This is a genomic window from Actinoallomurus sp. NPDC050550, from assembly GCF_040655075.1.
Taxonomy (GTDB): domain Bacteria; phylum Actinomycetota; class Actinomycetes; order Streptosporangiales; family Streptosporangiaceae; genus Actinoallomurus.
On sequence record NZ_JBFAJC010000044.1, the window covers coordinates 16,996 to 43,440 of the forward strand.

Genomic DNA, 26,445 nt, shown 5'->3' on the forward strand with positions numbered 1-26,445 from the left:
GTCATGGCTTGCCGGTGAGGCTCCGCAGCACTTCGTAGACCTGCTGTGGGGTGGGGGGACCGACGGGGAGGGGCCGGGTGGCGGCCTCGGTGCGCAGACCGTCGAGGAGGAAGGCGACACCGCGCCGCCAGGCGTCAGGGGCCGCGTCGGCGGCGGCGCGGGCCAGCAGGGCGTTGGCCGCGAAGGTGAACGCGAGGTCCTCGCCGGTGAAGTCGGGGCGTAGGGCACCTGCGCGCTGGGCCCGCTCGATGATCCGCTCGGCGGTGTCCTTCGCCCGGCCGCAGACGGCCATGAGGCGATCGGCACCCGGGTAGCGGCCACTGACCACGTCGGCGACCGCGGGATCGCCGGCCTGCAGTTCGCAGAGCTTCTCGATGTAGTACGCGAACCCCTCCCAGGCGTCGTCGAAGGACAGGGCCTTCTGGGCGACCTCGTCGAGGCGGCCCGCCGCCAGGTCGGTCACCACCTCGTCGATGAGCGCCTCGCGGCTGCCGAAGAGGTTGTAGAGAGTGCCGTGGCTCACGCCGGCCCTCCGGGCGATCTCCTTCAGGGGCACGTGGAGGCCGCGTTCTTGGAAGAGCTCGGATAACTGAGGTAAGGAGCAGCCCCATGTCCAAAGTGATCGCCGTCCTCGGAGGCGGCACCGGTCTCGGCGTGTCCGTGGCCCGCCGCTTCGGGCGCGAAGGCTTCCGGGTCGCCCTGGTGGCGCGCCGCAAGGACCGCCTGGACGCGCTCGTCGAGCAGCTCGCCGGCGAAGGCATCGAGGCGGCCGCCTTCTCCGCCGACCTGTCCAAGCCCGACGAGGTGCCCGTTCTCGCCGCGGCCATTCGCGACCGCTTCGGCCGGATCGACGTGGTCGAGTACGGGCCGATCAGTGGCGACCAGGGCTTCACCCCGGCCGCCGAGCTGGACGCGGCCACCCTGGAGGGGCTGATCCCGCTGCTGCTGCTCACCCCGGTGGAGGTGGTCCGCGCCGTGCTGCCGGAGTGGACCGAGCGCGGCGACGGCGCCTTCCTGCTGACGCAGGGCTACACGGCGGTGCACCCGATGCCCCACCTCAGCGGCGTCGGCCCGGTCATGGCCGCCGCCCGCAACTACCTGTACTCCCTCAACGCCGAGCTGGCCGGCACCGGCGTCTACGCCGGCACCCTCTCTATCGGGGCCATGATCGAGCGCAGCGAGATGAGCGAGGTGGCCGCGGCCGCCACCGAGTCGCTCGCGGGATTCCCGGTCGTCGACCCGGACGACCTCGCCGCGTACTACTGGGACATGTACACCAAGCGCGACCGCGTCGAGCAGCTCCACCCCGAGCCCCCGGCCCCGCAGCCCACCGCCGGATAACCCGGCGAACGCCCCCCGCTGCTCATCGGCGGAGCCCCGGCCGGAGCATCAGGCACGGGCTTCCGGGCCGAACCAGCGGGCCAAGGCCTCGCGGAGGCCGGTCTCGTCGTCGCCCGCCCAGGCGACGTAGCCGTCCGGCCGCACGAGGAGCGCCGTGCCGGTCGGGGCGGCCGTGACGACGTCGACGCGGTCGGTCCAGCCCCGGGCCGCCTCCCGTACGGCCGCACCGCCGGTGAGGTCGAGCAGGACGGGCCGGCCGGCATGGAACAGGTCCCCGGCCGGCTGCTCGCCGTCCGCGGTCTTTACGGTCAGGTCGGGAAGGAAGCCGCCGGTGAGGGGATGGGATCCGGCCAGGTCGTAGCGGACCTCCAGCGCGCTGACCATGTTGCCCAGGTGGCGGTTGACGGGCTCCAGCTCCATCAGCTCGGTGAACAACTCCCGTACCGGCGTCAGCCGCGGGTCCGGGTTCATGAGCGCGACCTGGGCGCGGGTGTTGTGCAGGACGCGTGCGGCGACGGGACGTCGTTCGGACTCGTAGGTGTCCAGCAGCCCCTCGGGCGCCCGGCCGTTGATGGTGGCCGCCAGCTTCCAGCCGAGGTTCACCGCGTCCTGGACGCCGAGGTTGAGGCCCTGGCCGCCGAACGGCGAGTGCACGTGGGCGGCGTCGCCCGCGAGCAGGACCCGGCCGTGGCGGTAGCGCTCGGCCAGCCGGGTGTTGTCGGTGAACCGGGACAGCCACTGAGGCGTGGCGGGGAGTTCGACCTCGCGGCCGACGACGTGCCGGATCGAGTCGGTCATCTCCTGCTCGGTCATCGGGGTCGCGCGGTCGGCGGGCGGTCCGTCGAACTCCACGGTCAGCACCCGGAACGGCGTGATCTGGACGATCCCGCCGTCGGTGCGGTGCCATCCCATCCCCGGGTCCTCCAGCAGGGCGGGCACGTGGACATCGGCCAGCCGGCCGGTGATCGTCGGGCCGGTGCCGGGAAAGGCGAAACCCGCGAGCCTGCGGACGGCACTGCGCCCGCCGTCGCAGCCCACCAGGTACTCCGCGCGCCACACCCGCTGCCCGTCCGCGCCGTCGGTCTCGACCGTGACCCCGTCCTGGTCCTGGGCCACCCCGGCGACCGCCGTTCCGCGACGGATCTCGGCGCCCAGCTCGATGGCGCGCTCGGCGAGCACCGCCTCGATCGCGGCCTGCCCTGACGCGAGGAGCCGCGGGTACCGCGTCCGCAGGCGATCGAGCCGGATCGTGCGGATCCCCGCGAAGTGCGCGAGCGCGATCGGTGACCGGCCGGCCGCGCCGCCGGGCCCGCCGGAGCCGGGAAAGCCGCCCCGCTCCTCGAAGCGCTCCACGAGGCCGCGCAGCTGCACCGTCTCGATGCTGCGGGGGTGCAGTCCGAACGCCTTCGAGTACGGGACCGGCTCGAGAAGCGGGTCGACGACGAGCACGTCGATGCCGTGCAGCCGAAGCTCGGCGGCCAGCATCAGCCCGACGGGCCCGGCGCCGGCGATGAGGACCTGAGTGTCCACAGGGGCTCCTTAACTTGTTAAGTGGCGAGGCCTAGATTCTCCTTAACGCGTTAAGCTGTCAACTCGGACAAGGAGGGGACTCATGGCGATCGACCGGGATCACGCCGTCCGTACGGCCCTGCGCATCCTCGACGCCGAGGGTCTCGACAAGCTGTCCCTGCGCCGGATCGCCACGGAACTGGACGTACGCGCGCCCGCGCTGTACTGGCACTTCGCGAACAAACGCGCCCTGCTCGACCACATGGCCGACGTGATCCTCGCCCCCGCCGTGCCCGCGCTCGCGGGGCCCGCCCACCCGGACGAATGGCCGCAGTGGCTGCTGCGGACCGCCGAGCTCCTGCGCTCGACGCTGCTCGCGCACACCGACGGCGCCCGGGTCGCCCTCGGGGCGAACCTCATCCGAGCGGTCGCCCTCGGGATGTTCGTCGAACGCACCGCCCAGGTCCTGCACGCCGCCGGCTTCAGCCTCCGCGACGCCTCCCGCGCGGCGGGTTCCTTCACCTGGTTCGTCGTCGGCCGTACCGTCGAGGAGCAGGCGCTTCCGGAGCTCGACGCCACCGAGATCGAACAGGCGCAGAGGCTCTTCCCGACCGTCGCCCGTGGCGTGGCCGAACGCCAGGCCACCGGCGACACCCAGGAAGAGGCATTCCGGTACAGCGTCCAGATCATGATCGCCGGGTTGCGCACCCTCCGGAGAGAGGCGGCGGAGAACAGTCCAGGCCCCGGCCGGGGCGGATGACTCAGCCGGCGACGCGCGCGCCCAGGCGCTCCGGCGCGTTCTCCTCGACGAAGCGTTCGAGATCGGAAAGCGGCAGGCCCGGCGGCAGTGTCACCACGAGCCGGTCCACGCCGAGCTCGGCGTACGCGCGAACGGTCTCCGGGTCGAGGCGGCGTGCGGGGGTGACCGACACATGGAGCCGCCGGCCGGTCTCCTGTTCCGCCGCCCGCAGGGAGTCGAGCTGAGCGGCGGTGGCACGCAGGCCCAGCATCCAGCCGTACCAGCCGTCGGCGAGGCGGACCGCGCGCCGGTGCGCCGCGGCGCTGTTCCCGCCCACGACCACCGGCACCGGGCGCTGCAGCGGGCGAGGATGCGCGTCGACCTTCGCGAAGTCGACGAACCGCCCGTGGAAGGCCGGTTCTGGGGACTCCCACAGGGCTCGCATCGCCGCGAGGTACTCCTCCGCGCGCTGTCCGCGCCCGGTCGGCGGCACGCCCAGGGCGCGCAGCTCCGGTTCGAGATAGCCGATCCCCAACCCGAAGATCAGCCGCCCGCCGCTGAGCACGTCCACGCTCGCGAGCTGCTTGGCCAGGACCAGCGGATCGCGCTGGGGGAGGATGACCACCCCGGTGGCCAGCCGGATGCGCGTGGTGTGCGCCGCCGCGAAGGCGAGCGCGACCAGTGGATCGAGCAGGGGAGCATCCGGATCGAGCGGTGACGACTCGGTTCGCGGAGACGGAAGCACCACATGGTCGGCGGCCCAGAGTGAGTCATAGCCGAGGCGCTCCGCGAGGGCGGCGACGCGCGCGGCGCCGTCCCGGCCCGCGGCGGAGTACCCGTTCGGGGCGTGCAGCCCGATCGTCGGATCCATGGCGACTCACGGTAGGACCGGAGCGCGGCCGACGACCAGCGACGATCTCGCATGCCCGCCATCCCGCCCGCGCATGGGCGGCTCACCGCGACCAGCGGCGCCCCGGAGAAGACCGATGGCCCTGCCGGGAATCCCGGCAGGGCCATCGACGTATGTGTACCGATGTGTGGGTCGCCTCTCGGCGAAAGGCACAACGCGGCTCCAGCCGAACGGTATTCCGCGAAGGCAGAAGGTGAGGCCCGGGGACACCAGGCACATCGGCCACGTGAGGTGTAACGGGGCGAGCAGCGTCATTGTTCCCGAACGACCAGATTTCTCCGCGATGCTGCGCCGCTGGGCGAGTGAGGCGGGCGGGTCGCTCATGCTCGCGGTGGTCCCTGACCGCCTGGGACGGCTGCTCGAGATGTCCGGCGTCGACCAGACGATCCCCGTCCGTCCCGCCGCCCGCGAGGCTCTGGACGGGCATCCGCACCGCGGCGACCGCCTGTCCGGCCCACAGGGCTGACCTCTGGGGGGCGCTCACTCCCGCTGGATGTTGGCGTCGTCGCCGGAGACCACGAGCATGCCGTCGATCTCCGCCAATGTCGTGGCCAGCTCGTTGACCGACTCGGTGCCCTGCACCGACAGCCAGACCGAGACGACCCGGGGATCGTGCGCCTCGTCGCGTTGGTCGATCGACAGCTCGCTGACTGTGAAACCCCGGTTCGTGCAGTGGGCCATGGCCTCCCGCAGCGTGCCACGTCCGCCGAGGTAGGCGAGTCGCAGCCGGGAGGGCGCGTACTTCGACCGGGGCAGCCGCGCGGCCAGCGGCGTCAGGCCGAAGATCACCAGGAAGTGCCCGGCGGTCACCAGCACCGCGAGCAGCCAGAGACCGGCGCCCGCCGCCATCCCCACGGCGCTGGTCAGCCACACGATGGCCGCGGTGGTCAGCCCGCGCACCACGTCGCGGCGGACGAAGATCAGCCCGCCGCCGATGAACCCGATGCCGGAGACGATCTGGGCGGCGACCCGGGACGGATCCAGGGCGACGTGCGCGCCCAGGACATCGGTGAATCCGTACTTCGACACCAGCATGATCAAGGCTGAGGCGAAGCCGACGAGGGTGTGCGTGCGCAGGCCAGCGCTCTTCTGCCGGATCTCGCGCTCGAGCCCGATCGCGGCCGACAGCACGAGCGCCAGCGCGAGCTCGCCGACCTGCACCAATCCCTGCCCGGTCGGCTGTCCGAAAAGCGCCGACGTCATCACCTCAGGCTATTCCCGCGCCTCAGAGCGGTGGTTCGTCGCCCTGAGGCTCAGGGTGCGGTCACCTCATCGGCTGCGGCTGCTCGGCCGCCGGGATGATCACGGCGGTGCACTCCGGGCAGCGTCGCGCCGCCAGGGGGATCTTCATCGTGCACTCGGGGCAGTCGCGCTCGGTCTCCGCCTGCTTCCGATCGAACAGCTGCAGCAGGCGCGCGACCGGCAGCACGATCACGAAGTAGACGACCGCCGCGGAGATGAGGAAGGACAGGACCTGGGTGAGGAATGCGCCGTAGGTGAAACTCGTCTTGCCGATCTTCAGAACGAGGCCGCTGAAGTCGGGCTGTCCTCCCACCAGGGAGAGCAGGGGGCTGATGAAGGAGTCGACGAAGCTCTTGACGAGGTTGCTGAACTGGGTCCCGATGACCACCGCCACGGCGAGGTCGACGAGGTTGCCGCGCAGAATGAATTTACGAAAGCCGCTCATCACGGCACGCACGTTACCGATTCTCGGCGATCCCGCCGAATGTGATCGTTCCACTGCGGAACGTACCGCCCGTGCCCGTCCCGTACGGGCCACGGCGGACGGGCCCGTACGGGACGGCGGGAGGATCAGCGGTCGGCGGCGACGGTCTCGGCGGCGGTGGGTTCGGCCGCGCCGGCCCGGCCGTGGCGGACGAACGCGGCGATGAGCACGACGGCGGCGACCACGACCGACCACAGCACCTGCGGCCGCCCGCTGTCGTCGAACAGCATCGTGATGAGGATCGCGGCGATCCCGGCGACCGTGGCGATGGTCAGGTACGGGAAGAGCCACATGCGGACGAGCAGCCGGTCGGGCGCCTCTCGCTCCAGGCGGCGGCGCATCCGCAGCTGCGACACGGCGATCACCGCCCACACGAAGAGGGCGACGGCGCCGGAGCCGTTCAGCAGGAAGAGGAAGACGGTGTCCGGGCTGGTGTAGTTGAAGATCACCGCGAGGAACCCGAACGCCACCGACACCCAGATCGCGACGTGCGGGACACCGCGCGCGGTGGTGGCCTTGAAGACCTTCGGCGCGTCGCCGCGCTCGGCCAGCGAGAAGGCCATGCGCGACGCCGTGTAGAGGCCGGAGTTCAGGCATGACAGGACGGCGGTGAGGACGATGACGTCCATGATGGTGCCCGCCCCGGAGATGCCGATGTTGTCGAGCACCGCGACGTACGGGCTCTGCTTGACGCTGCTCGCGTCCCAGGGCAGCAGGGTGATGACGACGGCGATGGACCCGAGGTAGAAGACCAGGATCCGCCAGATCACGCTGTTGACGGCGCGGGTGACCGCGCGGCCCGGGTCCTTCGACTCGCCCGCCGCGATCGTGACGATCTCACTGCCCATGAACGCGAAGACCACGGTCAGCAGGCCGGTGATGATCGCGCCGTACCCGTGCGGGAAGAAACCGCTGTGCCCGGTGAGGTTGGTCATGCCGACGGCGTGGGTGCCGGGCAGCAGCCCGAAGATGGCGAGGACGCCGAGCACGATGAACACGCCGATCGCGACGACCTTGATCAAGCTGAACCAGAACTCGAATTCCCCGTACGAGCCGACGGAGAACAGGTTCGTCGCGGTCAGCAGGGTCATCAGGAGCAGCGCCAGGAGCCACTGCGGCAGCGCGGGGATCCAGCCGTGCACGATCTTCGCGCCGGCGGTCGCCTCGACGGCCAGGACCACGGCCCAGAACCACCAGTACAGCCAGCCGATCGTGAAGCCCGCCCAGCGGCCGATCGCGCGGTCGGCGTACGCCGAGAAGGAACCGGTGTCCGGCGACGCGGCGGACATCTCGCCGAGCATTCGCATCACGAGGACGACGAGCAGGCCGGCGATGCCGTACGAGACGAGGATCGCCGGACCGGTCGTGTGGATCCCGGCGCCGGAGCCGACGAACAGTCCCGCCCCGATGACGCCGCCGATGGCGATCATGCCGACGTGGCGGTTCTTCAACCCCTTCTGAAGGCTTTGATCGGCCATGTACCCCTCCTGTCGCTATGCGTGTTTGGAGCGTTACACCGCGAGCTCAGAGGAGCTTAAGTGGTGATTGGGGGACAATGTCCGGCGCAGGGACGGTTAAAACCCGCCAGGCGCGATCTTCGAGCCCGCCAGGTCTCGAGCTGTGAACCCTCCCGGGCTGTGAACCCTCCCGCGCCGCGAACCCTCCCGCGCCGCGAACCTTTCAGGCCTCGGGCTGCTCCGTCAGCGGCAGCAGCACCTGGAAACGGGTGTCGCCCGGCTCCGACGTGACCCGCAGGTCGCCGTGGTGGCGGTTCACCACGATCCGCCAGGAGATGTCCAGCCCCAGGCCGGTGCCCTCGCCGACCGGCTTCGTCGTGAAGAACGGCTCGAAGATCCGCTCCCGCTGGTCTTCGGGAATGCCCGGGCCGGTGTCGCAGATCTCGACGAGCGCCTGGTCGTTCTTCCGGCTCGTGCGGATCGTGAGCGTCCCCTCGCCCTTCATCGCGCCGAGCGCGTTGTCCACGAGGTTGGTCCAGACCTGGTTGAGCTCGCCGGCGTACGCCGGGATGTGCGGCAGCGACCGGTCGAACTCCTTGACGACCCGGACGTTCTTCCCGATCTTCCCCGACATCATGATCAAGGTGGACACCAGGCCGTCGTGCACGTCCACCCACTGGAACGGGGCGCGGTCCATCTGGGAGTACTGCTTGGCCGCGCCGACGAGCGTGGAGATCCGGGTGGTGGCGTCCTCGATCTCGCCCATCAGCGTCTCGGTCTCGACCGCGTAGCCGAGCCAGCGCAGCGCCGTGCCCAGATGTTCGGTGCCGACCGCCTCGTGCACCTCGTTCAGACGATCGACCGTGATGCCGGCCGGTGCGAAGACCGCGGCGAGGTCCCAACCGTCGGTGACGCCGTGCTCGTCGAACCAGTCGGTGAGCTCGTCCTCCCGGTCGGCGGTCTGCATCGCGGTCAGCTCGGGCGCGTCGGCGATCTGCTTGACCATCACCTCTTGGACGTCGATGAGGCGTTCGAGCAGGTCGGGGTCGATGGCGTTGCGGGCGAGCAGCGCCAGCTTGTGCCGCATCCCCGCCACGCGCTCCCGCAGTGAGGAGGTGGCCCGGACGGCCGCGGCGGCCGGGTTGTTCAGCTCATGGGTCAGCCCGGCCGACAGCGCGCCGAGCGCGAGCAGCCGCTCCCGCCGGCCGACGGTGGCGTCGATGTTGCGCCGCCCGAGGAACATCCCCTCCAGCAGGTGCGCCGCCATCGGGAACCACGCGATGAAGCGTTCGCCGAACTCCGCGGTCGGCAGCGTGAGGGCCGTCATGTCGGTGACGGCGTACACCGAGGCTCCATAGCCCTGCTCGCGCCGATCGGTCATGTAGAACTGGGTCGCGCCGAAGTACGATCCCCGCTGCTCGCTCCGGACGACCTCCACCTCGTCGCCGTGGACCATACGGCACATGCGCAGCGTGCCGGACAGCAGCACGTAGAAGCAGGTCGCGGGGTCGCCCTCGGCGATGACCTGAGCCCCCGCCTGGTAGTGCTCTTCGGACGCGTGCTCGGCGATCCACGCCACCTGCTCATCGGTGAGCGCCTCGAACAGGAAGAGGGTCCGCAGCTCGGCAGGGGAGAGGGATGCAGTGGTCAACGTTCCTCCAGGTACCGATGCACGAGCGCGACCGCCATCGCGCCCTCGCCGACGGCCGAGGCGACACGCTTCACCGATTGCGAGCGTACGTCACCGGCGACGAAGACCCCTGGTACGGACGACTCCAGGTAGAGCGGATCGCGGTCGAGGGGCCAGCCCTGCGGGCGGTGGCCCTCGCGGAGCAGGTCCGGCCCGGTGCACACGAAGCCGTGGGAGTCCCGGAAGATCGAGTCGCCGAGCCATTCCGTACGAGGTGCCGCGCCGATGAACACGAACAGGTGGTTCGTCGGCAGGGTCTCGGTGGCGCCGGTGCTCGCGTCGCGCAGCGTCACCCGCTCCAGGTGCTCCTCGCCCTCCACCGCCTCGACCGTGGTGCACACCCGGACCCGGACGTTGTCGATGGCCCGCAGCTGCTCGATCAGGTAGTACGACATCGAGCGTTCCAGGGCCGGGCCCCGTACGAGGAGGTTGACCGTCCGGGCGTAGCGGGAGAAGAACACCGCGGCCTGACCGGCGGAGTTCGCCCCGCCGACGATGTAGACGTCCTCGCCGCTGCAGGACTGGGCCTCGGTCGACGCGGAGCCGTAGTACACGCCCCGGCCGGTGAGCCGCTCGATGCCCTCCGCCTGCAGGGACCGGTAGGACACGCCCGTCGCCAGCACCACCGCGTGCGTGGCGATCTCCGAGCCGTCGCCGAACGTGATCACCCGGGCCGAGCCGCGGACGGTCAGCCCGACGACGTCGCGCGCGGTGAGCACCTCGGCGCCGAACTTCAGCGCCTGCCGCCGCGCGCGGCCGGTGAGCTGCGCGCCGGAGACGCCGTCGGGGAACCCGAGGTAGTTCTCGATCCGGGAGCTCTGCCCGGCCTGGCCGCCGGTGGCCTTCTTCTCCACCAGGACGGTCCGCAGGCCCTCCGACGCGCCGTACAGGGCGGCCCCCAGCCCGGCCGGACCGCCGCCGATCACGACCAGGTCGTAGAACTCCGCGGTCGGTTCGGTCGACAGCCCGACGGCGGCGGCGATCTCCGGGCCGGTCGGGGCGCGCAGCGCCTTGCCGTCCGGTGTGATGACCACCGGGATCTCTTCCTGCGTGGCGCCGGCCGCGTCCAGCAGCCGTGAGGCCTCGGGCTCGTCGACGGAGTACCACCGGTAGGGGACCGAGTTGCGGGCCAGGAACTGACGCACCTCGTACGACGGACGCGACCAGCGGTGCCCGATGAGCTTGGTCTCCTCGATCGGGCGGTCGCCGACGGCGTGCCAGGTCTCCACCAGCGCGTCCACCACCGGGTACAGCTTCTCCTCCGGCGGGTCCCAGGGCTTGAGCAGGTAGTGGTCGACGTCCACGACGTTGATCGCCTGGATCGCGGCGTCGGTGTCGGCGTAGGCGGTGAGCAGGGCGCGCCGGGCGTGCGGGAACAGGTCCATCGCCTGCTCCAGGAAGGCGATGCCGTTCATGTTCGGCATTCGGTAGTCGGCGAGGATCGCGGCGACCGCGTCGCCGCGCAGCTTGATCTCGCGCAGGGCGTCCAGGGCGTCGGCACCTGAGTCGGCCCGGACGACGCGGTAGTCGGTTCCGTAACGTCGCCGCAGGTCACGGGCGACGGCTCGGGAGACCGAGGGATCATCGTCGACCGTCATCAGGATGGGCATGCTCATAGTCCGAATCATTGCAGCTCATCGCTTTCCGGACGAGGCTTCCGCAGGGCGGGCCGGGCCGGTCCCACCTCGGTCCGCGGCCGGACATGCGATACGTGACGGGCTCGCCGCGCTGGGCGACGGGTTGCGGACACGCCGCCCGGGGTGAGGTCTTTATCACCGTACGGTGACGGTGGCGATATCCAGCGTCATCTCCCCACGTCGACCCATGTCGGCATCTGTTGCCAACTGATTATCCAGAGTCACCCACGCGCCGATCGTTACCTGTGGTAGTTATTTGGCTTCCCTCCGAGATAACGGTCTCGCGAGATCCCCCGCTCGCCCCCCTGAATCACGATCTCCTGGAGTATTCGTGACCGATCGTTCCAATCGCGCCCGTCGCGCGCGTACGGCGGTGCCGTACGCGGTGACGGACGCGCGCAGTCTGACGACGGCCGCCGCGGTCATCGCGGCCGTCGCGATGGCGGCGACGGGCTGTGGCAAGAGCCACTCGTCGCCGTCGGCCGGCGACAAGGCGGCACCATCCATCGGGAAGCTCCCGCAGGCGACGACCTACACGACCGTGAAAGGCCTCGGCCAGGACACCGCCGCCGCCGCGACCGACGGCGCGGTGGTGCACCCGAAGGCGGCCGTGCCGGTCTCGGCCACGGCCGGGGGGCCGCCGGTCGCCGCGCTGCCCAGCACCCAGCTCGGCAGCCCCACCTGGGTCCCGGTCGTCGAGACGAAGCCGGGCTGGGACCGCGTCCTGCTGCCCAGTCGGCCGAACCGCTCCACCGGCTGGATCCCCACCGGGAAGGTCGGCCTGGACACCGCCCGCAGCCCGTACCTCATCAAGGTCGACACCTCGGCGCGCACGCTCACGCTCACCAAGTCCGGCCACAAGCTCGGCGGCTGGACCGTCGCGGTGGGCGCCGCCAAGACGCCGACTCCCGTCGGGCGTACGTTCCTGCTGGCCTCACTCGCGCCCGCCAAGAAGACCTTCAGCCCGCTGATCCTGCCGGTCGGGGCGCACTCCGAGACGCTCGATACCTTCGGCGGCGGCCCCGGCACGGTGGCCTTCCACGGCTGGCCGAGCGCGTCGGTGTTCGGCAAGGCGGTCACGCACGGCTGCGTCCGTGTACCCGCGGACGCCCTGAAGAAGCTGTCCGAGGTACCCCTCGGCACGCCGGTCGTCGTCGCCTGATCTCACCGTCGGAGCGGAGCAGTCTCTCCGTCCGGCCGGAGCGGTCGGCAGCGGTCCGATATCCGGCCCGCCGACCCTTCTAATCCCGGGCATCGCGCCCGGCCCTCGCCACGGCCCGCCCGGGCACTGTGGCATGCCTTTTCCGCATCGAAGGAGTTTCACCCGTGCGTTCGACACGTTTGGCCGCAACCACTGCGGTCATCGCCGGTGCGCTGGCCGCACCTCTGGCCCTCACCGGCACCGCCTCGGCCACCGCCGGCACCGGCTCGGCCTACGGCCTGGCCGCCACCGGTCTGGTCAACATCCCCCAGACCCCCGCCGTCACCGCCACCGCCGACAAGAGCCTGGTGAGCCTGCCGGCCAACCCCCTCATCGACGTCAAGGTCCTGCACGTCACCGCCAAGCCCGCCTTCGCCCGCGCCAGCGTGGTCGACCTGCGCGTCGCCAAGGCCGCCCTGACCGCCAGCCTCGTCACCGCCACCTGCAAGGGCGGACGCGGCGTCTCCCACCTGGCCGACGCCCGCCTGGCCGGGCACCGGCTCGCCGTCGACGCCGCCCCCAACAGCGCCCTGAACGTCCCCGTCCAGGGACTGGGCACCGTCGGGGTCACGCTCAACAAGCAGGTACGCAACCCGGACGGCAGCCTCACCGTCACCGCGATCGAGGTCCGTCTCACCGACGCCCAGACCATCAGCGTCTCCTCCGCCACCTGCGCGTCTAGCGGCGGCACGAGCACCACCCCGCCCGGCGGCCCGACCGAGACCCCGGTCCCCACCCCGACCGCTCCCGGTACCCCCACCAGCCCGCCCAGCCAGGCGCCCAAGCCCACGCCCGTCCCCAGCAACCTTCCGGTCACCGGCTGACGCCGGCCTGACCTTCGACGGTCTCCGCAGGGACTCCGGGTCCCCGCGGAGACCGTTCGCGCTTGCCGGAGCCGCAAAGCGGTAATGCCGGGAAAAGTGACAAAACGTCCCACCAGAACTACAGAACCACTACTATTTCCCTCCCATGCGCGACCTGGCTCCTGCCCGAACCAGGACGAACATCGCGGCTGAGGCGAGGGGATCGAGATAGAGACGTACGAATGCGCGAGTCGGCAAGAGCGAATAATTTTCACTTTTTGCCGCTCTCCTCGCCTCTTCGTGCGCCGCTCCGTCGAGGACGTCGCCGCCTTCCGCGCCGAACGGCGCGCTCACGCCGATTTACCGACTATTTGGTGAGTGCGGTCGGACGTCCCCGTTCGTGCGGGTGGACCGGCCCATGGCTCCCGGATGACCCCAGTCCGATCCAACCGCCGACGAGGACCTGATTCATGTCAGCACAAGTTCCAACCCACCAGCGGGCCGAGCGCCCGCCGATGGACCGGGCCCTGCTCGTCCTGCTGGCCGCGGTGATCGTCACCGGGGGCGGCTGCCTGGTGGCGACGGCCTCGGTCCCCGCCGCCGACCGTGCGGTCGTGGCCGCCTACACCGGGGTCGCCGCGCTCGTCATATGCACCGCGCTCACCCTCGCCGCCTACGGACTCCAGACCGCCCGCATGCTCCGCGACCGGATGGGCGTGATGGAGTCGGACCTCGGCCGGCTCTCCGACCAGACGCTGCCCGCCGTGGTGAAGCGGCTGCGCGACGGCGCGTCCACCGACACCGCCATGTCCGCGGTCGAACAGCCGGGCGACGCCACCCACCGGCGCATCCTCCGCACTCTCGTCGACGAGGTCGGGCGGGGAGAGCGCATGCGCGCGGCCGCCATGACGGCCTGCGCGAACGCCGCCGGCCGCGTCCAGGCGCTGGCCACGAGCATGCTCGCCGACCTGCGCGAGATGGAGAACCGCCACGATGAGGAGGTCCTCGGCGACCTGCTCAAGGTCGACCACGCGACCGCGCAGGCCAGCCGCCTCGCCGACAGCATCGCCGTGCTGACCGGCGCCCGCTCCGGCCGCCGCTGGACCAAGCCGATCGTGATGGAGAGCATCCTGCGCGGCTCCGTCGGCCGGATCAGCGCCTACCAGCGGGTCCGGACGCACTCCACCAGCACCGTCGCCGTCGCCGGGTACGCCGCCGAAGGCGTCATGCACGCCCTGGCCGAGCTGATGGACAACGCGACGAGCTTCTCGCCGCCCTCCGAAGAGGTCCACGTCTACGTCGAAGAGGTGTACGCGGGCGTCGTGGTCACGATCGAGGACGGCGGCCTCGGCATGAGCGCCGCGGCGCTGGATCGCGCGGAGCGGGCCGTCTCCTCCGAGTCCCTCGACCTGACGACGCTGTCCGGTACGCGCCTCGGCCTCGCGGTGGTGGGCTGCCTCGCCCGCAAGCACGGCCTGACCGTCTCCTTCCGCCCGTCCTCCCGTGGCGGCACCGGCGTGGTCGTCATGATCCCGCGGCAGCTGATCACCCAGGCGCCGGTGGCCGTCGAGGGCACGCCGCGCACCGTCGGCGCGGGCATCCGCCGGGGCGTCTCCGAGCGGACCGGTCTGGACGCCGTCCCGGGCGATCTGGCCATTCCCGAGCCGGCCGGCGCCGTCGCCACGCGCGTGGACGTCCCCGTCGAGGCCGCAGCGCCCGCCGGCGTGGACGAGGACCTCGCGGCGACGACCGGGCCGCTCAACATCGTCGAGGCCGAAAGCGAGAGCACCACGACCAGTGACGAGATGATCGCCGGACTGCCGAAGCGCCGCCGCGGACAGACGCTCGCGGCGGCGTCCTCCGAGCCGGCCGAGGAACCGAAGCCTCGATCCGCGAAGCCCGCGTCCGACCCCGGAGCAAGGTTCAGCGCCTTCCGCGAGGCCGGACGCCGCCAGCGTACGAGCGATGACACGCCCGCCTCCGACACGGATGAGGCCTGAACGCCGGGCTCGCCCTGCCAGGCCGGAATGACACGACAAGAGATTGGAGGCAGGGGACGAGTTTCCGGCGCCCGCGCCAGGACCACCGCCCCGAACAACCTATGAAGACCACAGACCGCGATCTCGACTGGCTGTTGGAGAACCTCCTGGAGAGGACGCCGGAGAGCCGGCACGCCATCGTCCTTTCCAAGGACGGGCTGAAGCTCTGCCACACGTACGGCCTTTCCGTCGACCAGGCCGACCAGTTGGCCGCGATCGCCTCGGGCATTCAGGCCCTGTCGTACGGTGCCTCCGCCGAGTTCGGCGACGGCAGCGGCGGGCTCCGCCAGTCGATGACCGAGTTCCACGGCGGGCTGCTGTTCATCGTCGAGGCGGGCGAAGGGGCCCACCTGGCCCTCATCGCGAGCGATGAGGCCGACGTCGGCGTGATCGGGCACAACATGCACGAGCTGGTCGAGCAGCTCGGCGAGTACCTGGTCGCCGCTCCGCGGCAGCCGCAGCAGGGCAGCGCCGCGCGATGACGTCACGGCCAGTCGACAGAGAGGACCCGGACCGGCTCTACATCGTCACGGGTGGGCGTAGCCGGGTCGACGAGAGCTCCATCGACCTGGTCTCTCTGATCGTCAGCGAGTGCGATCCCGCTCCGGGCATGCAGTCCGAGCACGTGAGGATCCTCCGCATGTGCACCAGCCCGATGGCGGTCGTGGAGATCGCCGCGGATCTCGGACTGCCGGTCAGCGTGGTGAAGATCCTCCTGTGCGACCTGCTCGACACCGGCCGGATCACGGCTCGCCACCCGACCGCGGCCCCCGCCAAGACCAAACTCCCCGACCCCGCCATCCTGAAGCAGGTGCTCCTTGGACTTGAAAAGCTCTGATCGGGTCACCAGTACGCCGCTGCGGAGCACCGCCAGCAACGGACTGAAGATCGTGATCGTCGGTGGCTTCGGCGTGGGCAAGACGACGATGGTCCGATCGGTCAGTGAGATCCGGCCCCTGAGCACCGAAGAGGTCATGACCCGGGCCGGCGTCGGCATCGACGACGCCGGCGGCGTGCAGGACAAGACCACGACCACGGTCGCGTTCGACTTCGGCCGGATCAGCCTGAACGACCAGATGGTGCTCTACCTGTTCGGGGCTCCGGGGCAGCAGCGGTTCTGGTTCCTGTGGGACCGGTTGTTCTCCGGCACCCTCGGAGCGGTCGTCCTCGTCGACACCCGGCGGGTCCAGGACTCCTGGTACGCCATCGACCGGCTCGAGCACCACGGGATGCCGTTCATCGTCGCGCGCAACGACTTCGGCGGACCGGCGCACAAGCTGGAGGACATCCGGGAGGCGCTCGACCTGTCCCCGGACATTCCGCTGATCGACTGCGACGCCCGCGAGCGCGAGTCGAGCAAGAAGGTCCTGATCACTCTCGTGAACCACCTGTACGCCCTCTCCACCGCAGCAGAAGGCAGCCCATGACCCACCAGCCGCCGGAGCCGGGGCAGGCGCTCGCCGAGCATCCGGACGCGGTCCCGCTGTACGGGCCGCGCTACCGGGAGAACCCCGCCGAGCTGACCCGCGAGTTGCGGCGGACGCACGGGCCCGTCGTGCCGGTGCTGCTCGAGGGCGACGTGTTCGCGTGGCTCGTGATCGGATATCGGGAGCTGCACCAGCTCTTCAGCGACCCGCAGCTGTTCGCCCGCGACTCCCGCATCTGGAACCAGTGGCCGAACATCCCGCCCGACTGGCCGCTCATGGCGTTCATCGCCTACCAGCCGTCGGTGCTGTTCGGTGAAGGGCCCGACCACCAGCGGCGGGTCGACGCCATCAGCGACGCCCTCGCCGGCGTGGACCAGTTCGAGCTGCGGGCTCGGTGCGAGGAGATCGCCGACGCGCTGATCGACGGCTTCGCCGGCAGCGGCGAGGCCGAGCTCATCACCCAGTACGTGTACTCGGTCACGGTGATGACCGTCGCCGGCATGATGGGCATTCCGACGTCCGAGATCGAGGTCGTCGCCCGGGACTTCATCGCCGCGCTCGACGGCGGCGAGGGCGCCCAGGAGGCCTACGGGCGAGTCGTCGTCACGATGCAGCGTCTCATGGCGGCGAAGCGCGCGGAGCCGGGCGCCGATGTCACCTCGCGGATGCTGGCTCATCCGGCGGCCCTGACCGACCCGGAGCTCGCCCAGGACCTCCTGGTCCTCGCGATCGGGGGCCAGGAGCCGACGGCGCTGTGGATCGGCAACACGCTGCACCTGATGCTGACCGACGACCGGTTCTCCCTGACCCTCTCCGGCGGCCGCCAGAGTGTCGGCCAGGCGCTCAACGAGGTGCTGTGGGAGAACATCCCGGTGCAGAACAGCCTCGGGCGCTGGGCCACCCGCGACACGCAGCTCGGCGGTCGGCACATCCAGGCCGGCGACGGACTCATCCTCGGCCTGGCCGGCGCCAACGCCGACCCGTACGTGCGGGGCGCCTCGCCGGGAGCCACGCCGGCCAACAACGCGCACCTGTCCTTCGCCCACGGCAGCCACGGGTGCCCGCATCCGGCACCGGAGATCGCGGAGGTCATCGCCCGTACCGCCGTCGAGGTGCTCCTCGACCGCATCCCGGACGTGATCCTCGCGGTGCCCGCCGAAGAACTGACCTGGCGGCCGTCCTTCCAGATGCGTGGACTGCTCTCGTTGCCGGTGAAGTTCTCCCCGGTGCCCACCACGAGGTCATGATCCGTGGCATCCTCCCCCCGGCGCCGGGTCTTGATCCACTAGGCCACGCCCAGCCGCCCCGCACTGGATGACCCTCATCGTCCCGGAAGGCACCCCATGATCGAGCTCGACCCGAACGACCCGACGAACCGCCCCCTGGGCCCGCCGTCCCCGGTTCCGCCCGACGCCGTCCCGCTGTACGGCCCGCGTTACCAGGAGAACCCGGCCGAACTGTTCCGGGAGCTCAGGCGTGAGTACGGGCCCGTCGTTCCGGCGCTCCTCGAAGGCGACGTCTTCGCCTGGCTGGTGATGGGATACCGGGAGCTGCACCAGCTCTTCAGCGACCCGCAGCTGTTCGCGCGCGACCCGCGCATCTGGAACCAGTGGCCGAACGTCGCGCCGGACTGGCCGCTCATCCAGTACACCGCCTACCAGTCGTCGGTGCTGTTCGGCGAGGGGCCGGCCCACCAGCGCCGGGTCGACGCCATCAGCGACGCCCTCTCCGGAGTCGACCAGTTCGAGCTGCGCGCACGGTGCGAGGAGATCGCCGACGCGCTGATCGACGAGTTCGCCGGCAGCGGCAAGGCCGAGCTCATGACGCAGTACGCCTACTCGATGCCGGTCATGACCATCGCCGGGCTCATCGGCCTCTCCGTCGCCGACGTCGGGGACGTCGCACGGGACCTCGTCACCTCCCTCGACGGCGGCGAGGCGGCCATCCCGGCGTACGAGAGGGTCGCCGGCACGATGCAGCGCCTCGTCGCGGCGAAGCGCGCGGAGCCGGGCCCGGACGTCACCTCCCGGATGCTGGCCCACCCGGCGGGCCTCACCGACGAGGAGCTCTTCTTCGACGTGCTCCTCCTCACGCTCGCGGCCCAGGAACCGACGGCGAACTGGATCGGCAACACCCTCCAGCTGATGCTGACCGACGACCGGTTCTCCCTCACCCTCTCCGGCGGCCGCCAGAGTGTCGGTCAGGCGCTCAACGAGGTGATGTGGGAGAACACCCCGGTGCAGAACAGCCTCGGGCGCTGGGCCACCCGTGACACGCAGCTGGGCGGGCGGCGCATCCGGGCCGGTGACGGGCTCATCCTCGGCCTCGCCGGCGCCAACGCCGACCCGTACGTCCGGCCCGCCTCGGTGGCCGGCGCGCCCGCCAACAACGCGCACCTGACGTTCGCGCACGGCAGCCACGGATGCCCGCACCCGGCGCCGGAGCTCGCCGAGGTCATCGCCCGTACCGCCGTCGAGGTGCTCCTCGACCGCATCCCGGACGTGGCCCTGGCGGTGCCCGACGAGGAGCTGACCTGGCGGACGTCGTTCCAGATCCGCGGCCTGCTCTCGCTGCCCGTCACGTTCGCCCCGGCCTCGGTCGCCACCGGGCCCTGACCCCACCGCCCGTGAAAGTCCCCCGGCGCCGGTCACCGCCGGGTCCTCACCATGCTGTATCTCTCCCGACCAACCAACCCCGACCGACCTCGTATTTCACCCGACCAACCCACCCCGACCGACCTCCCGGCTGGGAAGGCCATCAATGACCGAGCTCGAGCCGAGCGCCGACGCGACGATCCGGCCCCTGGGGCCGCCGTCCCCGAGCCCGCCGGGCGCCGTGCGACTGTACGGGTCGCAGTACGACATGGAGAACCCCGCCCAGCTCTACGGGGAACTGCGGCAGGAGCACGGACCGGTCCTGCCGATCCTGCTCGAGGGGGACGTTCCGGCGTGGCTCGTGGTCGGCTACCGGGAGGTCCACCAGGCGCTGAACGACTCGGTGATGTTCGCCCGCGACTCGCGCCGCTGGAACCAGTGGCCGAACGTCCCGCCGGACTGGCCCCTCATGGTCCTCGTCGGCTACCAGCCCGGATCGATCCTGTTCAGCGAGGGGGCCGCCCACCAGCGGCGGGCCGAGGTGATGACCGACGCCATGGCGGAGGTCGACCAGTTCGAGCTGCGGTCCCGGTGCGAGCGGATCGCCGACGGGCTCATCGATGAGTTCTGCCTCGCCGACGAGGCCGAGCTCCTGGCCCAGTTCGCGAACCGGATGCCGATCCTGACACTCGCCGGGATGTTCGGCCTGCCCGAGTCCGAGGTGCCCAGTGTCGCCGAGGACGTGATCGCCATCATCGACGGCGGGGAGGGGTCGCTCGAGGCGTACCAGCGGTTCGCGGCGACCTTGGGCGGTCTCGTCCAGCTGAAGCGCGCCGAGCCCGGGCCGGACGTCGCGTCCCGCATGGTGCACCACCCGGCCGGCCTGTCCGATGACGAACTCGCCCAGGACCTCCTCATCATGACGATCGCCGGCCAGGACCCCACGGCCAACTGGATCGGCAACACGCTGCGGCTCATGCTGGTCGACGACCGGTTCTCCCTGACCCTCGCGGGCGGGCGCCGCAGTGTGGGTCAGGCGATGAACGAGGTCATGTGGGAGGAGTCGCCCGCCCAGAACACCTTCCGCTGGGTGACCCGCGACACCATGCTGGGCGGCCGGCAGCTCCGCGCCGGCGACGCCCTCGTCGTCTGCTTCGCCGGCGGGAACTCCGACCCCCTGGTACACCCGGACCTCGGCACCGGCGCGGAGAGCAACCACGCCCACTTCTCCTTCGGCCACGGCGACCACAGCTGCCCCTACCCGGCGCCGGAGCTCGGCCAGGTCATCGCCCAGACTTCTGTGGAGGTCCTCCTGGACCGCCTACCGGACGTACGCCTGGCGGTGCCGCCGAACGAGCTCGAATGGCGGCCGTCCTTCCGGGTCCGCGGCCTGACCTCGCTGCCGGTGAAGTTCTCCCCGACGGTCCCCGCCGGCGCCTGACCGAGAGCCTCCCCGCGGGTGGGGCCGGTCAGTCCAGCGGGATCCGCAGGGCGACGGTGCCGCGCAGGTCGAGCCAGGCCGCCGTCGGCGTGCGGACCATGCGCAGGACCACCCCCTCGCAGCCGGGGCAGCGGGCGACCAGCCCCGGCGCGTGGGTGTACACCCGCAGGTCCGCGACCGGGCCCGTACGGCCGCAGCCCGCGCATCGGGTGTCCGCCGTGGTGACGTCGAAGGTGAAGATCTCGCTCAGTGGGCCGGCGAGCGCGTTGCCGTCCTCGTAGTCGTCGATCACGTCAGCCTCCAGTCGGGCCGAATCGCTCGGTCTTGATCTTGCGTGCGTCGTGGCCGAGGGACAGGAGGATGTCGGCGGCGGTCTCGACGAACCCGGTCGGCCCGCAGACGAAGCAGTCCGGCGCGAAGTCGGCGGGCCACCCGCCGGAGTTCAGGTCGGCGACGGTGAGCCGCCCGGCCGGGCGGGACCAGCCCTCCGGCACCTCCCGGGTGTAGACGTACGTGACGTCGAGGCCGGGGTCGGGGCGGCGCAGCTCGGCCGCGTAGTACCGGTCGGCGGGCGTCCGTACCGAGTAGACGAGGCGGAAAGGCGTACGGCTGCCCGCCTGGCGGCGGGCCCGGACCATCGCCATCAGCGGCACGATGCCCGAGCCGCCCGCGACGAGCAGCACCGGCGCGGTGTCGGCGGGCCGCCAGACGAACCAGCCGCCGACGGGCCCGCGGATCTCCACCGGGTCGCCGACGGACAGGCCCTCGGTGAGGTAGGAGGAGACCTCGCCGTCGGGCACGTCCTGGACGGTCAGCTCGACGCGGTCGCCGTCGGCGGGCGCGGCGAGGGAGTAGCTGCGCTGGGCCGTGTAACCGTCGTCGGCGGTGAGCCGCACGTCGACGTGCTGACCGGCCAGGTGACCCGGCCATCCGGGCGTGTCGAAGACCAGTGTGCGGGCCGTCGCCGTCTCCGTCCGCGCCTCGGCGAGCCGGGCGACCCGCCAGCTCAGTCGCCCTGGTACCGCTGCTCGCGCCATGGGTCCCCATAGTCGTGGTAGCCGGCGGTCTCCCAGAAGCCCGGCTCGTCCTCGTCCATCAGCGTGATGCCGCGCACCCACTTGGCGGACTTCCAGAAGTACAGGTGCGGCACCACCAGCCGGGCCGGGCCGCCGTGCTCGGGCGCCAGGTCCTCGCCGTCGTAGCGGTACGCGATCCACGCCTGGCCGTCGAGAAGGTCCTCCAGCGGCAGGTTCGTGGTGTAGCCGCCGTACGAGTGGACGAGGGCGTAGTCGGCTGCGGTGTCGACGTCCTCCAGCAGGGTGTCGAGGGACACGCCCTCCCAGGTGGTGCCGAGCTTCGACCACTTGGTGACGCAGTGGATGTCCACCGTGGGCGTCTCGCTGGGCAGCGCCATCAGTTCCCGCCAGGTCAAGCGGTGCTCCCGGCCCGTCTCGGTGGTGACCGTGAACTCCCAGTCCTCGGTCCGGATCCGTGGGGTGGGGCCGGCCGACAGAACGGGGAAGTCCTCGGTGAGGTACTGGCCAGGGGGCAGCTTCACGCCCTCTCCCCGCCGCCGTCCGTGGAACCCCGGCGACACGATCCCCATCACCCGCCTCCTTTCATTCGTTCGCTTTCAAGCTGCCGTACCCGTTTTGTTCGGTGTCCTATGCCCGTGGCCGCCGCCTCGCTCGTCCATGGGCGGTCATCCTCGCCCTAATGACCATATGAGTGATTAAACACCGCTAATCTGCTCGCGTGAGTGGTCGACATCGGGACAAAAGAGGCGAAATGCGCACGGTCGCCGTCCGGCGACTGAGTGCACTGACGGCGGGTGCCCCGCGTCGGCGGATAGTGCTCGTCGGCGGGATCATCGCCGCGTTCGTCCTGGTCATCGGCGGAATGACCACCCTCTTTACCGGAGGCAGGGGGCCGAACGGAGGGGCGGCCGAAGTGGCGCCGTCCGCGACGTCCCCCTCCAGAGTCTCGCCGCACGTCAGGTCCTCGCTGCGCGAGCAGACTCCGGCCCCGGCCGTGCGGACGATGTCGACGCGGCCCTCGGCGAGCGGGCGGCCGTCCCCGGCGCTCACCGGCGGGACCGCGTCGCCACCCGGCCGCGACTGCCCGCCCGGGCTGCGCAAATCGCCGGCGAAGTGCAAGACCCGCATCCGTCAGGACGGGCAGGACTGAGCGCGGGCGACGGGGAGACGTCTTCTCCCCGCCGCCGAACCTCCCCGCCGTCGCCTACGCGGTCAGCGCGACGGCCGCCTCGCCAGTGTGGGCGAGGAAGGTGAAGGTCTCCTGGAAGTACAGCTGCACGGTGTCCGCGTCGTGGGACAGGTAGCCGATCGAGAGGTCCTGGCCGAGACGCAGCTCGAAGTCGCCGCCGCGCGTGGACAGCAGGAACGCGCCGTCGATCGCCGGCGCCCAGACGATCTCGCCGTCCAGTACCCGGGCGATGTGCTCGTGGATCGGGTAGCCGTGGTCGGTGGTCTCGTTGACGGCGGTGTACGCGTCGGCGCTCAGCACCAGCGCATTCCGGCCGCCGACACCCGCGAGCCGCAGCGCGCTCACGGCCCGGCTGACCGCCTCGGGGTACTCGCGCACGTCGGACGGCAGGGACAGCACCGGGTTCGAGGCGCTCGCGCGGATGCCCGCGATGCCGCCCTCGGCGTACCCCTCGAAGATCGCGCGGTCCTCGGCGAACGCGATCCGCCGGGCCGCGTCCTTCACCGGCTGCCAGTCGGCGTCCTTGGCCCCGCGTTCGACGTCGTCGACCTGGCGCCGGTCCACGGTGAACGGCACGCGGAGCTCGACGATCGGCTGGGACCGGCGCGTGTGCGCGACGATGCCGTCACCGGGGGCGGCGACCGGGTCCAGGTGCCCGGTCGTGACCGAGGACAGCTCGACACCGCCTGGCTCCGGGACGTCGACGACGCGGCGGCCGGCCACGTGGCGCTCGAACGTCCGCCGGGCCTCGGCCTCCAGGTCGGCCCAGGCGGCGGCGGAGATGGGCGCGAGTTCACGATGCAGATTGTTCAACGGATCGTGCTCCTGTTCAGGCCGCCGATCCCCAGGGAACCGTCGGGCGTGATCTTCGGCTTGCCGGGGGTCGTGTCGGACGCCGCCGCCGTCGCGCCGGTGTCCGTCCCGAGGACGTCCGTCGTGGCGGCGGGTTCGGCGGGAGGCGGGTCATCGAGGAGGTCGGCGCTCGGCACGAAGAACAGCGTTCCGGTCACCGGCGTCGAGAAGTCGAGGATCCGGTCGTGGTTGCCCGGAGGGTCGCCGATGAACATGTTCTCGAGCATCTTCTCGGTCACGGCCGGCGTGCGGGCGTAGCCGATGAAGTAGGTGCCGAACTCCCCGCGGCCGACGTTGCCGAAGGGCATGTTGTCGCGCAGGATCTGGCGCTCGGTGCCGTCCGGGTCGGTGATCGTTGTCAGCGCGACGTGGGAGTTCGACGGCTTGACCGCGTCGTCCAGTTCGACGTTCTCCAGCTTCGTGCGGCCGATGATCCGTTCCTGGGCGTCCACCGGCAGGGCGTTCCACGCGTCCATGTCGTGCAGGTACTTCTGCACGATCACGTAGCTTCCGCCGGCGAACTCCGGATCCTCGTCTCCGATCAGGACCGCCTCGCTCGCCGCCGGGCCCACCGGGTTCTCGGTGCCGTCGACGAAGCCGAGCAGGTCGCGCACGTCGAAGAACATGAACCCCTGCACCTCGTCCTCCACCATGACGGCCCCGCGCAGGCGGTTCATGATCAGGGAGGCCAGCTCGAAGCACAGGTCGAGCCGGCCGGCGCGGACGTGGAAGAGCAGGTCGCCGGGTGTGGCCACGGCGTGGTGCACGGCTCCGGGCACCTCGCGGAAGGGATGCAGCTCGGCCGGGCGAGGCCCGCCGAAGAGCCGGTCCCAAGCATCCGACCCGATGCCGGCGACGCAGCTCAACCTGCCGTCCGGGACCCGGAAGCCGACCGACCGCGTCAGCCCCGAAAGGTCGGCCAGCAGCTCGCGGGCGATGGGCTCGCCGCCGGGGTCGATCGTGACCACGAGGAAGACCGCCGCGGTGGTCAGCGGGCTCAGCACCGGCTGCGGGGTCCGTCCCTGCGTCGTCTCGGCCATCGCACGACCCTTCTTCGCGGGAATCCGAGAAAAGCCTGTCATGCCGGAACGCCTCCCGGTGCGTGCGGGGTGCGTGTTCGCCGATTCGATCTTCGCAGGCAACCCAAGATCGCTACTCTGCTCGCGTGAGTGGGAGACACCGGGATGAAGCGCGCAAAGTTCGCACGGACGGCGCGCGGGGAGCGCCGGCGTCGGCGTTGCGCTGGATCGCCTTCGGCGGCGGATCCATCGCCGCTCTGGGCCTGGTCATCGTGGGTGCGACCGTTCTCTTCCGCCATGGCCGCGAAGCGAAGGGCGATACGACGGGCACGATGCCGTCCGCCATGGCGTCCATGCTGACCGCGCCGGCCAACCCGTTCGAGCCGTCCGTCTCGGTCGCGCCGGCCGCGTCGGAATCGCCACGGGCCACACCGGCCGCGAAGGTCACGCACCGGGCGCCGGTCGTCCGGACGACGTCGACACGGCCCGAGGCCCCGCCGACACGGCCGCCTGAGACGCGCCCCCCTGGCAAGCCCGTCGTCACGCCGACGCGGACCCACTGCGTCCTTCCATCGGGGGTGCCGTGCACACTTCCCTAGACGCCGCGGGTGTGCCAGTTCATCGGCACGTCGCCGGTCTCCGGGTCGGCCGGCGGGTTGGGACCGAACTCCAGGGCGGCGTCGGCGGCGATCCGAATGATGATCGGCCGCAGCTCGACGCCGGACTGCCAATGGCCGGGTAGCGCGGCCGTGCCGTACCGGGCGCCCAGCAGATTGCCGCAGATCGACCCGGTCGAGTCGCTGTCGCCGGAGTGATTCACCGCGCACCGCAGCGCCCGGCGTACGACGTCGACGGGCTCGCCGTCGCGTACGGCCAGCGCCGCGCACACCCCGATGGCCAGAGCCTCCTCGCCGGTCCACCCGCCGCCGAGCGTCTCCAGCCGCTCCGGCGTGAGCGCGTCGCCCTCCCGGGCCAGCGCGACCGCCGCGTCCAGGGACGCCGACGTCTCCTCGTGGCCCTTGGAGGTCTCCAACTCCGTTCGGGCGGCGTCGAGCGCGTCCGCGAGGTCGGCACCGCGCAGCAGGCCCCACACGGACGCGGCCAGCACGCCTGCCGGGAGGTACCCGCTGGGATGGCCGTGGGTCAGAGCCGCCGACCTGACGCCCATCGCGAACGCGGCCCGGCGGCATTCGGCGGCGCCCGCCGGCACGCGCGGAGAGAAGGGGAAGCCCGCCGGCGCCGCCCGCATGACCCCGCCGCAGCCCTTCGAGTCGTTGATCGGCTCCTCGACGCTCCCCACGGGGACGTAGGGGCGCTGCCGGGCGGCGATCGTGTGCAGGGCGGACCGGCAGGTCCGGCCCGGCCCGCGCCGCTGGTGCATCTCCGGCTGGGCGAACAGCCAGCTTCCGGCGTACACGTCCTGCTCGGGGACCTCCTCGCCCTGGGTGCGGAGCCATCGCAGGTACGCCGCCTGCAGCAGACCGGGCGCGGCGCCGCCGATGCCCTTGCCGCGCTCCCGGATCGACGCCTGGATGAGCGCCTCGGCGGTGAACAGCGTCATCTGCGTGTCGTCCGTGACGGCACCCGCCCGCACCCGGGCGTCGCTGTACTCGGCCAGCCCTGCCTCGCCGTATGTCGCCCGGATCTCCGCGATCGGCCGGCCCTCGATCGGCGCGCCGAGCGCGTCGCCGATGGCACCTCCCAGCAGGCATCCCAGCATGCGGTCCGGATCCGGAAATCTCATGCGATCGCCCACCTTGGTAAGTCTGCCAGGGAGTGACCCTGAATCGGGCGGTGCGGGTCCTTCGGATACGACCACCCAGCGGGCTCTTTC

At 71.2% G+C, this 26,445-nt stretch carries 28 protein-coding genes and 1 pseudogene; 14 read left to right on the plus strand and 15 right to left on the minus strand.

Annotated features, from left to right (window positions below; all coding sequences use genetic code 11):
• Position 1: 1 nt before the first annotated feature.
• Positions 2-466 carry a hypothetical protein gene (locus tag AB0I04_RS40405; RefSeq protein ID WP_360897536.1) on the minus strand — a complete coding sequence of 155 codons (465 nt, stop codon included), beginning with the start codon at positions 464-466 and terminating at the stop codon, positions 2-4.
• 9 nt (positions 467-475) lie between these two features.
• Positions 476-571: pseudogene (locus AB0I04_RS40410) on the minus strand (helix-turn-helix domain-containing protein); the annotation flags it as partial.
• Between the two features lie 38 nt (positions 572-609).
• Here AB0I04_RS40410 and AB0I04_RS40415 point away from each other — a divergent pair.
• Positions 610-1,341, plus strand: a complete 732-nt coding sequence (locus AB0I04_RS40415) for an SDR family NAD(P)-dependent oxidoreductase (RefSeq protein WP_360897403.1) — start codon at positions 610-612, stop codon at positions 1,339-1,341.
• Between the two features lie 48 nt (positions 1,342-1,389).
• Here AB0I04_RS40415 and AB0I04_RS40420 read toward each other — a convergent pair whose 3' ends face one another.
• Positions 1,390-2,871, minus strand: coding sequence for an FAD-dependent monooxygenase (locus AB0I04_RS40420; RefSeq protein ID WP_360897405.1), 1,482 nt, complete (start codon positions 2,869-2,871; stop codon positions 1,390-1,392).
• 82 nt (positions 2,872-2,953) lie between these two features.
• Here AB0I04_RS40420 and AB0I04_RS40425 point away from each other — a divergent pair, with 82 nt between their 5' ends.
• Positions 2,954-3,610, plus strand: a complete 657-nt coding sequence (locus AB0I04_RS40425) for a TetR/AcrR family transcriptional regulator C-terminal domain-containing protein (RefSeq protein WP_360897407.1) — start codon at positions 2,954-2,956, stop codon at positions 3,608-3,610.
• A gap of 1 nt (position 3,611) precedes the next feature.
• Here the strand turns inward: AB0I04_RS40425 and AB0I04_RS40430 are convergent, their stop codons facing one another.
• Positions 3,612-4,460 (minus strand): LLM class F420-dependent oxidoreductase, encoded by an 849-nt coding sequence (locus tag AB0I04_RS40430; RefSeq protein WP_360897409.1) that lies wholly within the window; start codon positions 4,458-4,460, stop codon positions 3,612-3,614.
• Positions 4,461-4,782: 322 nt separating this feature from the next.
• Here AB0I04_RS40430 and AB0I04_RS40435 point away from each other — a divergent pair, with 322 nt between their 5' ends.
• Positions 4,783-4,965, plus strand: a complete 183-nt coding sequence (locus AB0I04_RS40435; protein WP_360897411.1) for a hypothetical protein — start codon at positions 4,783-4,785, stop codon at positions 4,963-4,965.
• A 14-nt stretch (positions 4,966-4,979) separates the two neighbouring features.
• Here the strand turns inward: AB0I04_RS40435 and AB0I04_RS40440 are convergent, their stop codons facing one another.
• The 5 genes from AB0I04_RS40440 to AB0I04_RS40460 form a co-directional block, all read right to left on the minus strand.
• Positions 4,980-5,702 carry an MgtC/SapB family protein gene (locus AB0I04_RS40440; RefSeq protein WP_360897413.1) on the minus strand — a complete coding sequence of 241 codons (723 nt, stop codon included), beginning with the start codon at positions 5,700-5,702 and terminating at the stop codon, positions 4,980-4,982.
• Positions 5,703-5,763: 61 nt separating this feature from the next.
• Positions 5,764-6,186: a large conductance mechanosensitive channel protein MscL gene (gene mscL / locus AB0I04_RS40445; RefSeq protein ID WP_360897415.1), complete on the minus strand. Its 423-nt coding sequence runs from the start codon at positions 6,184-6,186 to the stop codon at positions 5,764-5,766.
• 125 nt (positions 6,187-6,311) lie between these two features.
• Complete coding sequence (locus tag AB0I04_RS40450) at positions 6,312-7,703, minus strand: amino acid permease (protein ID WP_360897417.1); 1,392 nt, start codon at positions 7,701-7,703, stop codon at positions 6,312-6,314.
• A 202-nt stretch (positions 7,704-7,905) separates the two neighbouring features.
• Positions 7,906-9,333 (minus strand): ATP-binding protein, encoded by a 1,428-nt coding sequence (locus AB0I04_RS40455; RefSeq protein WP_360897418.1) that lies wholly within the window; start codon positions 9,331-9,333, stop codon positions 7,906-7,908.
• Positions 9,330-10,988, minus strand: a complete 1,659-nt coding sequence (locus tag AB0I04_RS40460; RefSeq protein WP_360897420.1) for an FAD-dependent oxidoreductase — start codon at positions 10,986-10,988, stop codon at positions 9,330-9,332. Before AB0I04_RS40460 ends, AB0I04_RS40455 begins: the two co-directional genes overlap by 4 nt.
• A 352-nt stretch (positions 10,989-11,340) precedes the next feature.
• Between AB0I04_RS40460 and AB0I04_RS40465 the strand changes: the two genes are divergently transcribed.
• From AB0I04_RS40465 to AB0I04_RS40505, 9 genes are all read left to right on the plus strand, one after another.
• On the plus strand, positions 11,341-12,171 hold the full coding sequence (locus tag AB0I04_RS40465; protein WP_360897422.1) for a L,D-transpeptidase: 831 nt from the start codon (positions 11,341-11,343) through the stop codon (positions 12,169-12,171).
• Positions 12,172-12,335: 164 nt separating this feature from the next.
• The gene (locus AB0I04_RS40470) at positions 12,336-13,034 is read left to right on the plus strand and encodes a hypothetical protein (RefSeq protein ID WP_360897424.1); all 699 of its coding nucleotides are present in this window, start codon (positions 12,336-12,338) and stop codon (positions 13,032-13,034) included.
• 449 nt (positions 13,035-13,483) lie between these two features.
• Positions 13,484-15,013: an ATP-binding protein gene (locus tag AB0I04_RS40475; protein WP_360897426.1), complete on the plus strand. Its 1,530-nt coding sequence runs from the start codon at positions 13,484-13,486 to the stop codon at positions 15,011-15,013.
• Positions 15,014-15,114: 101 nt separating this feature from the next.
• Positions 15,115-15,534, plus strand: coding sequence for a roadblock/LC7 domain-containing protein (locus tag AB0I04_RS40480; RefSeq protein WP_360897428.1), 420 nt, complete (start codon positions 15,115-15,117; stop codon positions 15,532-15,534).
• Complete coding sequence (locus AB0I04_RS40485) at positions 15,531-15,890, plus strand: DUF742 domain-containing protein (RefSeq protein WP_360897430.1); 360 nt, start codon at positions 15,531-15,533, stop codon at positions 15,888-15,890. Before AB0I04_RS40480 ends, AB0I04_RS40485 begins: the two co-directional genes overlap by 4 nt.
• Entirely contained in the window at positions 15,871-16,479 is a 609-nt protein-coding gene (locus AB0I04_RS40490) for an ATP/GTP-binding protein (RefSeq protein WP_360897432.1), read from the plus strand. Before AB0I04_RS40485 ends, AB0I04_RS40490 begins: the two co-directional genes overlap by 20 nt.
• Entirely contained in the window at positions 16,476-17,726 is a 1,251-nt protein-coding gene (locus AB0I04_RS40495) for a cytochrome P450 (protein ID WP_360897434.1), read from the plus strand. The genes AB0I04_RS40490 and AB0I04_RS40495 overlap by 4 nt, the downstream gene beginning before the upstream one ends.
• A gap of 96 nt (positions 17,727-17,822) precedes the next feature.
• The gene (locus tag AB0I04_RS40500) at positions 17,823-19,094 is read left to right on the plus strand and encodes a cytochrome P450 (protein ID WP_360897436.1); all 1,272 of its coding nucleotides are present in this window, start codon (positions 17,823-17,825) and stop codon (positions 19,092-19,094) included.
• Positions 19,095-19,239: 145 nt separating this feature from the next.
• Positions 19,240-20,514 carry a cytochrome P450 gene (locus AB0I04_RS40505; RefSeq protein WP_360897438.1) on the plus strand — a complete coding sequence of 425 codons (1,275 nt, stop codon included), beginning with the start codon at positions 19,240-19,242 and terminating at the stop codon, positions 20,512-20,514.
• 28 nt (positions 20,515-20,542) lie between these two features.
• Here the strand turns inward: AB0I04_RS40505 and AB0I04_RS40510 are convergent, their stop codons facing one another.
• From AB0I04_RS40510 to AB0I04_RS40520, 3 genes are read right to left on the minus strand one after another with little or no spacing between them, the layout of a single operon-like run.
• Positions 20,543-20,806 (minus strand): DUF6510 family protein, encoded by a 264-nt coding sequence (locus AB0I04_RS40510; RefSeq protein ID WP_360897440.1) that lies wholly within the window; start codon positions 20,804-20,806, stop codon positions 20,543-20,545.
• 1 nt (position 20,807) lies between these two features.
• Positions 20,808-21,551, minus strand: a complete 744-nt coding sequence (locus AB0I04_RS40515; protein WP_360897442.1) for a ferredoxin reductase — start codon at positions 21,549-21,551, stop codon at positions 20,808-20,810.
• The gene (locus AB0I04_RS40520) at positions 21,521-22,120 is read right to left on the minus strand and encodes a sulfite oxidase-like oxidoreductase (RefSeq protein ID WP_360897444.1); all 600 of its coding nucleotides are present in this window, start codon (positions 22,118-22,120) and stop codon (positions 21,521-21,523) included. The genes AB0I04_RS40515 and AB0I04_RS40520 overlap by 31 nt, the downstream gene beginning before the upstream one ends.
• Positions 22,121-22,302: 182 nt before the next feature.
• Between AB0I04_RS40520 and AB0I04_RS40525 the strand changes: the two genes are divergently transcribed.
• Positions 22,303-22,701 (plus strand): hypothetical protein, encoded by a 399-nt coding sequence (locus AB0I04_RS40525; RefSeq protein WP_360897446.1) that lies wholly within the window; start codon positions 22,303-22,305, stop codon positions 22,699-22,701.
• A gap of 54 nt (positions 22,702-22,755) precedes the next feature.
• Here AB0I04_RS40525 and AB0I04_RS40530 read toward each other — a convergent pair whose 3' ends face one another.
• The gene (locus AB0I04_RS40530; protein WP_360897448.1) at positions 22,756-23,553 is read right to left on the minus strand and encodes a family 1 encapsulin nanocompartment shell protein; all 798 of its coding nucleotides are present in this window, start codon (positions 23,551-23,553) and stop codon (positions 22,756-22,758) included.
• Positions 23,550-24,632: a Dyp-type peroxidase gene (locus AB0I04_RS40535; protein ID WP_360897450.1), complete on the minus strand. Its 1,083-nt coding sequence runs from the start codon at positions 24,630-24,632 to the stop codon at positions 23,550-23,552. The genes AB0I04_RS40530 and AB0I04_RS40535 overlap by 4 nt, the downstream gene beginning before the upstream one ends.
• A 125-nt stretch (positions 24,633-24,757) precedes the next feature.
• On the opposite strand from AB0I04_RS40535, the gene AB0I04_RS40540 reads away from it, so the two are divergent.
• Entirely contained in the window at positions 24,758-25,210 is a 453-nt protein-coding gene (locus AB0I04_RS40540; RefSeq protein WP_360897452.1) for a hypothetical protein, read from the plus strand.
• On the opposite strand, the gene AB0I04_RS40545 is transcribed toward AB0I04_RS40540, so the two are convergent.
• Complete coding sequence (locus AB0I04_RS40545) at positions 25,207-26,355, minus strand: ADP-ribosylglycohydrolase family protein (RefSeq protein WP_360897454.1); 1,149 nt, start codon at positions 26,353-26,355, stop codon at positions 25,207-25,209. The two genes, AB0I04_RS40540 and AB0I04_RS40545, sit on opposite strands and share 4 nt — an antisense overlap.
• Positions 26,356-26,445 lie beyond the last annotated feature (90 nt).

Bases quoted from the DNA above. Each gene is read 5' to 3' on its own strand.
- AB0I04_RS40415 (WP_360897403.1), top strand. From the start codon at position 610: ATGTCCAAAGTGATCGCCGTCCTCGGAGGCGGCACCGGTCTCGGCGTG.
- AB0I04_RS40425 (WP_360897407.1), top strand. From the start codon at position 2,954: ATGGCGATCGACCGGGATCACGCCGTCCGTACGGCCCTGCGCATCCTC.
- AB0I04_RS40430 (WP_360897409.1), bottom strand. From the start codon at position 4,460: ATGGATCCGACGATCGGGCTGCACGCCCCGAACGGGTACTCCGCCGCG.
- AB0I04_RS40435 (WP_360897411.1), top strand. From the start codon at position 4,783: ATGCTGCGCCGCTGGGCGAGTGAGGCGGGCGGGTCGCTCATGCTCGCG.
- AB0I04_RS40440 (WP_360897413.1), bottom strand. From the start codon at position 5,702: ATGACGTCGGCGCTTTTCGGACAGCCGACCGGGCAGGGATTGGTGCAG.
- mscL (WP_360897415.1), bottom strand. From the start codon at position 6,186: ATGAGCGGCTTTCGTAAATTCATTCTGCGCGGCAACCTCGTCGACCTC.
- AB0I04_RS40450 (WP_360897417.1), bottom strand. From the start codon at position 7,703: ATGGCCGATCAAAGCCTTCAGAAGGGGTTGAAGAACCGCCACGTCGGC.
- AB0I04_RS40460 (WP_360897420.1), bottom strand. From the start codon at position 10,988: ATGAGCATGCCCATCCTGATGACGGTCGACGATGATCCCTCGGTCTCC.
- AB0I04_RS40475 (WP_360897426.1), top strand. From the start codon at position 13,484: ATGTCAGCACAAGTTCCAACCCACCAGCGGGCCGAGCGCCCGCCGATG.
- AB0I04_RS40480 (WP_360897428.1), top strand. From the start codon at position 15,115: ATGAAGACCACAGACCGCGATCTCGACTGGCTGTTGGAGAACCTCCTG.
- AB0I04_RS40485 (WP_360897430.1), top strand. From the start codon at position 15,531: ATGACGTCACGGCCAGTCGACAGAGAGGACCCGGACCGGCTCTACATC.
- AB0I04_RS40495 (WP_360897434.1), top strand. From the start codon at position 16,476: ATGACCCACCAGCCGCCGGAGCCGGGGCAGGCGCTCGCCGAGCATCCG.
- AB0I04_RS40500 (WP_360897436.1), top strand. From the start codon at position 17,823: ATGATCGAGCTCGACCCGAACGACCCGACGAACCGCCCCCTGGGCCCG.
- AB0I04_RS40505 (WP_360897438.1), top strand. From the start codon at position 19,240: ATGACCGAGCTCGAGCCGAGCGCCGACGCGACGATCCGGCCCCTGGGG.
- AB0I04_RS40515 (WP_360897442.1), bottom strand. From the start codon at position 21,551: ATGGCGCGAGCAGCGGTACCAGGGCGACTGAGCTGGCGGGTCGCCCGG.
- AB0I04_RS40520 (WP_360897444.1), bottom strand. From the start codon at position 22,120: ATGGGGATCGTGTCGCCGGGGTTCCACGGACGGCGGCGGGGAGAGGGC.
- AB0I04_RS40525 (WP_360897446.1), top strand. From the start codon at position 22,303: ATGCGCACGGTCGCCGTCCGGCGACTGAGTGCACTGACGGCGGGTGCC.
- AB0I04_RS40535 (WP_360897450.1), bottom strand. From the start codon at position 24,632: ATGGCCGAGACGACGCAGGGACGGACCCCGCAGCCGGTGCTGAGCCCG.
- AB0I04_RS40545 (WP_360897454.1), bottom strand. From the start codon at position 26,355: ATGAGATTTCCGGATCCGGACCGCATGCTGGGATGCCTGCTGGGAGGT.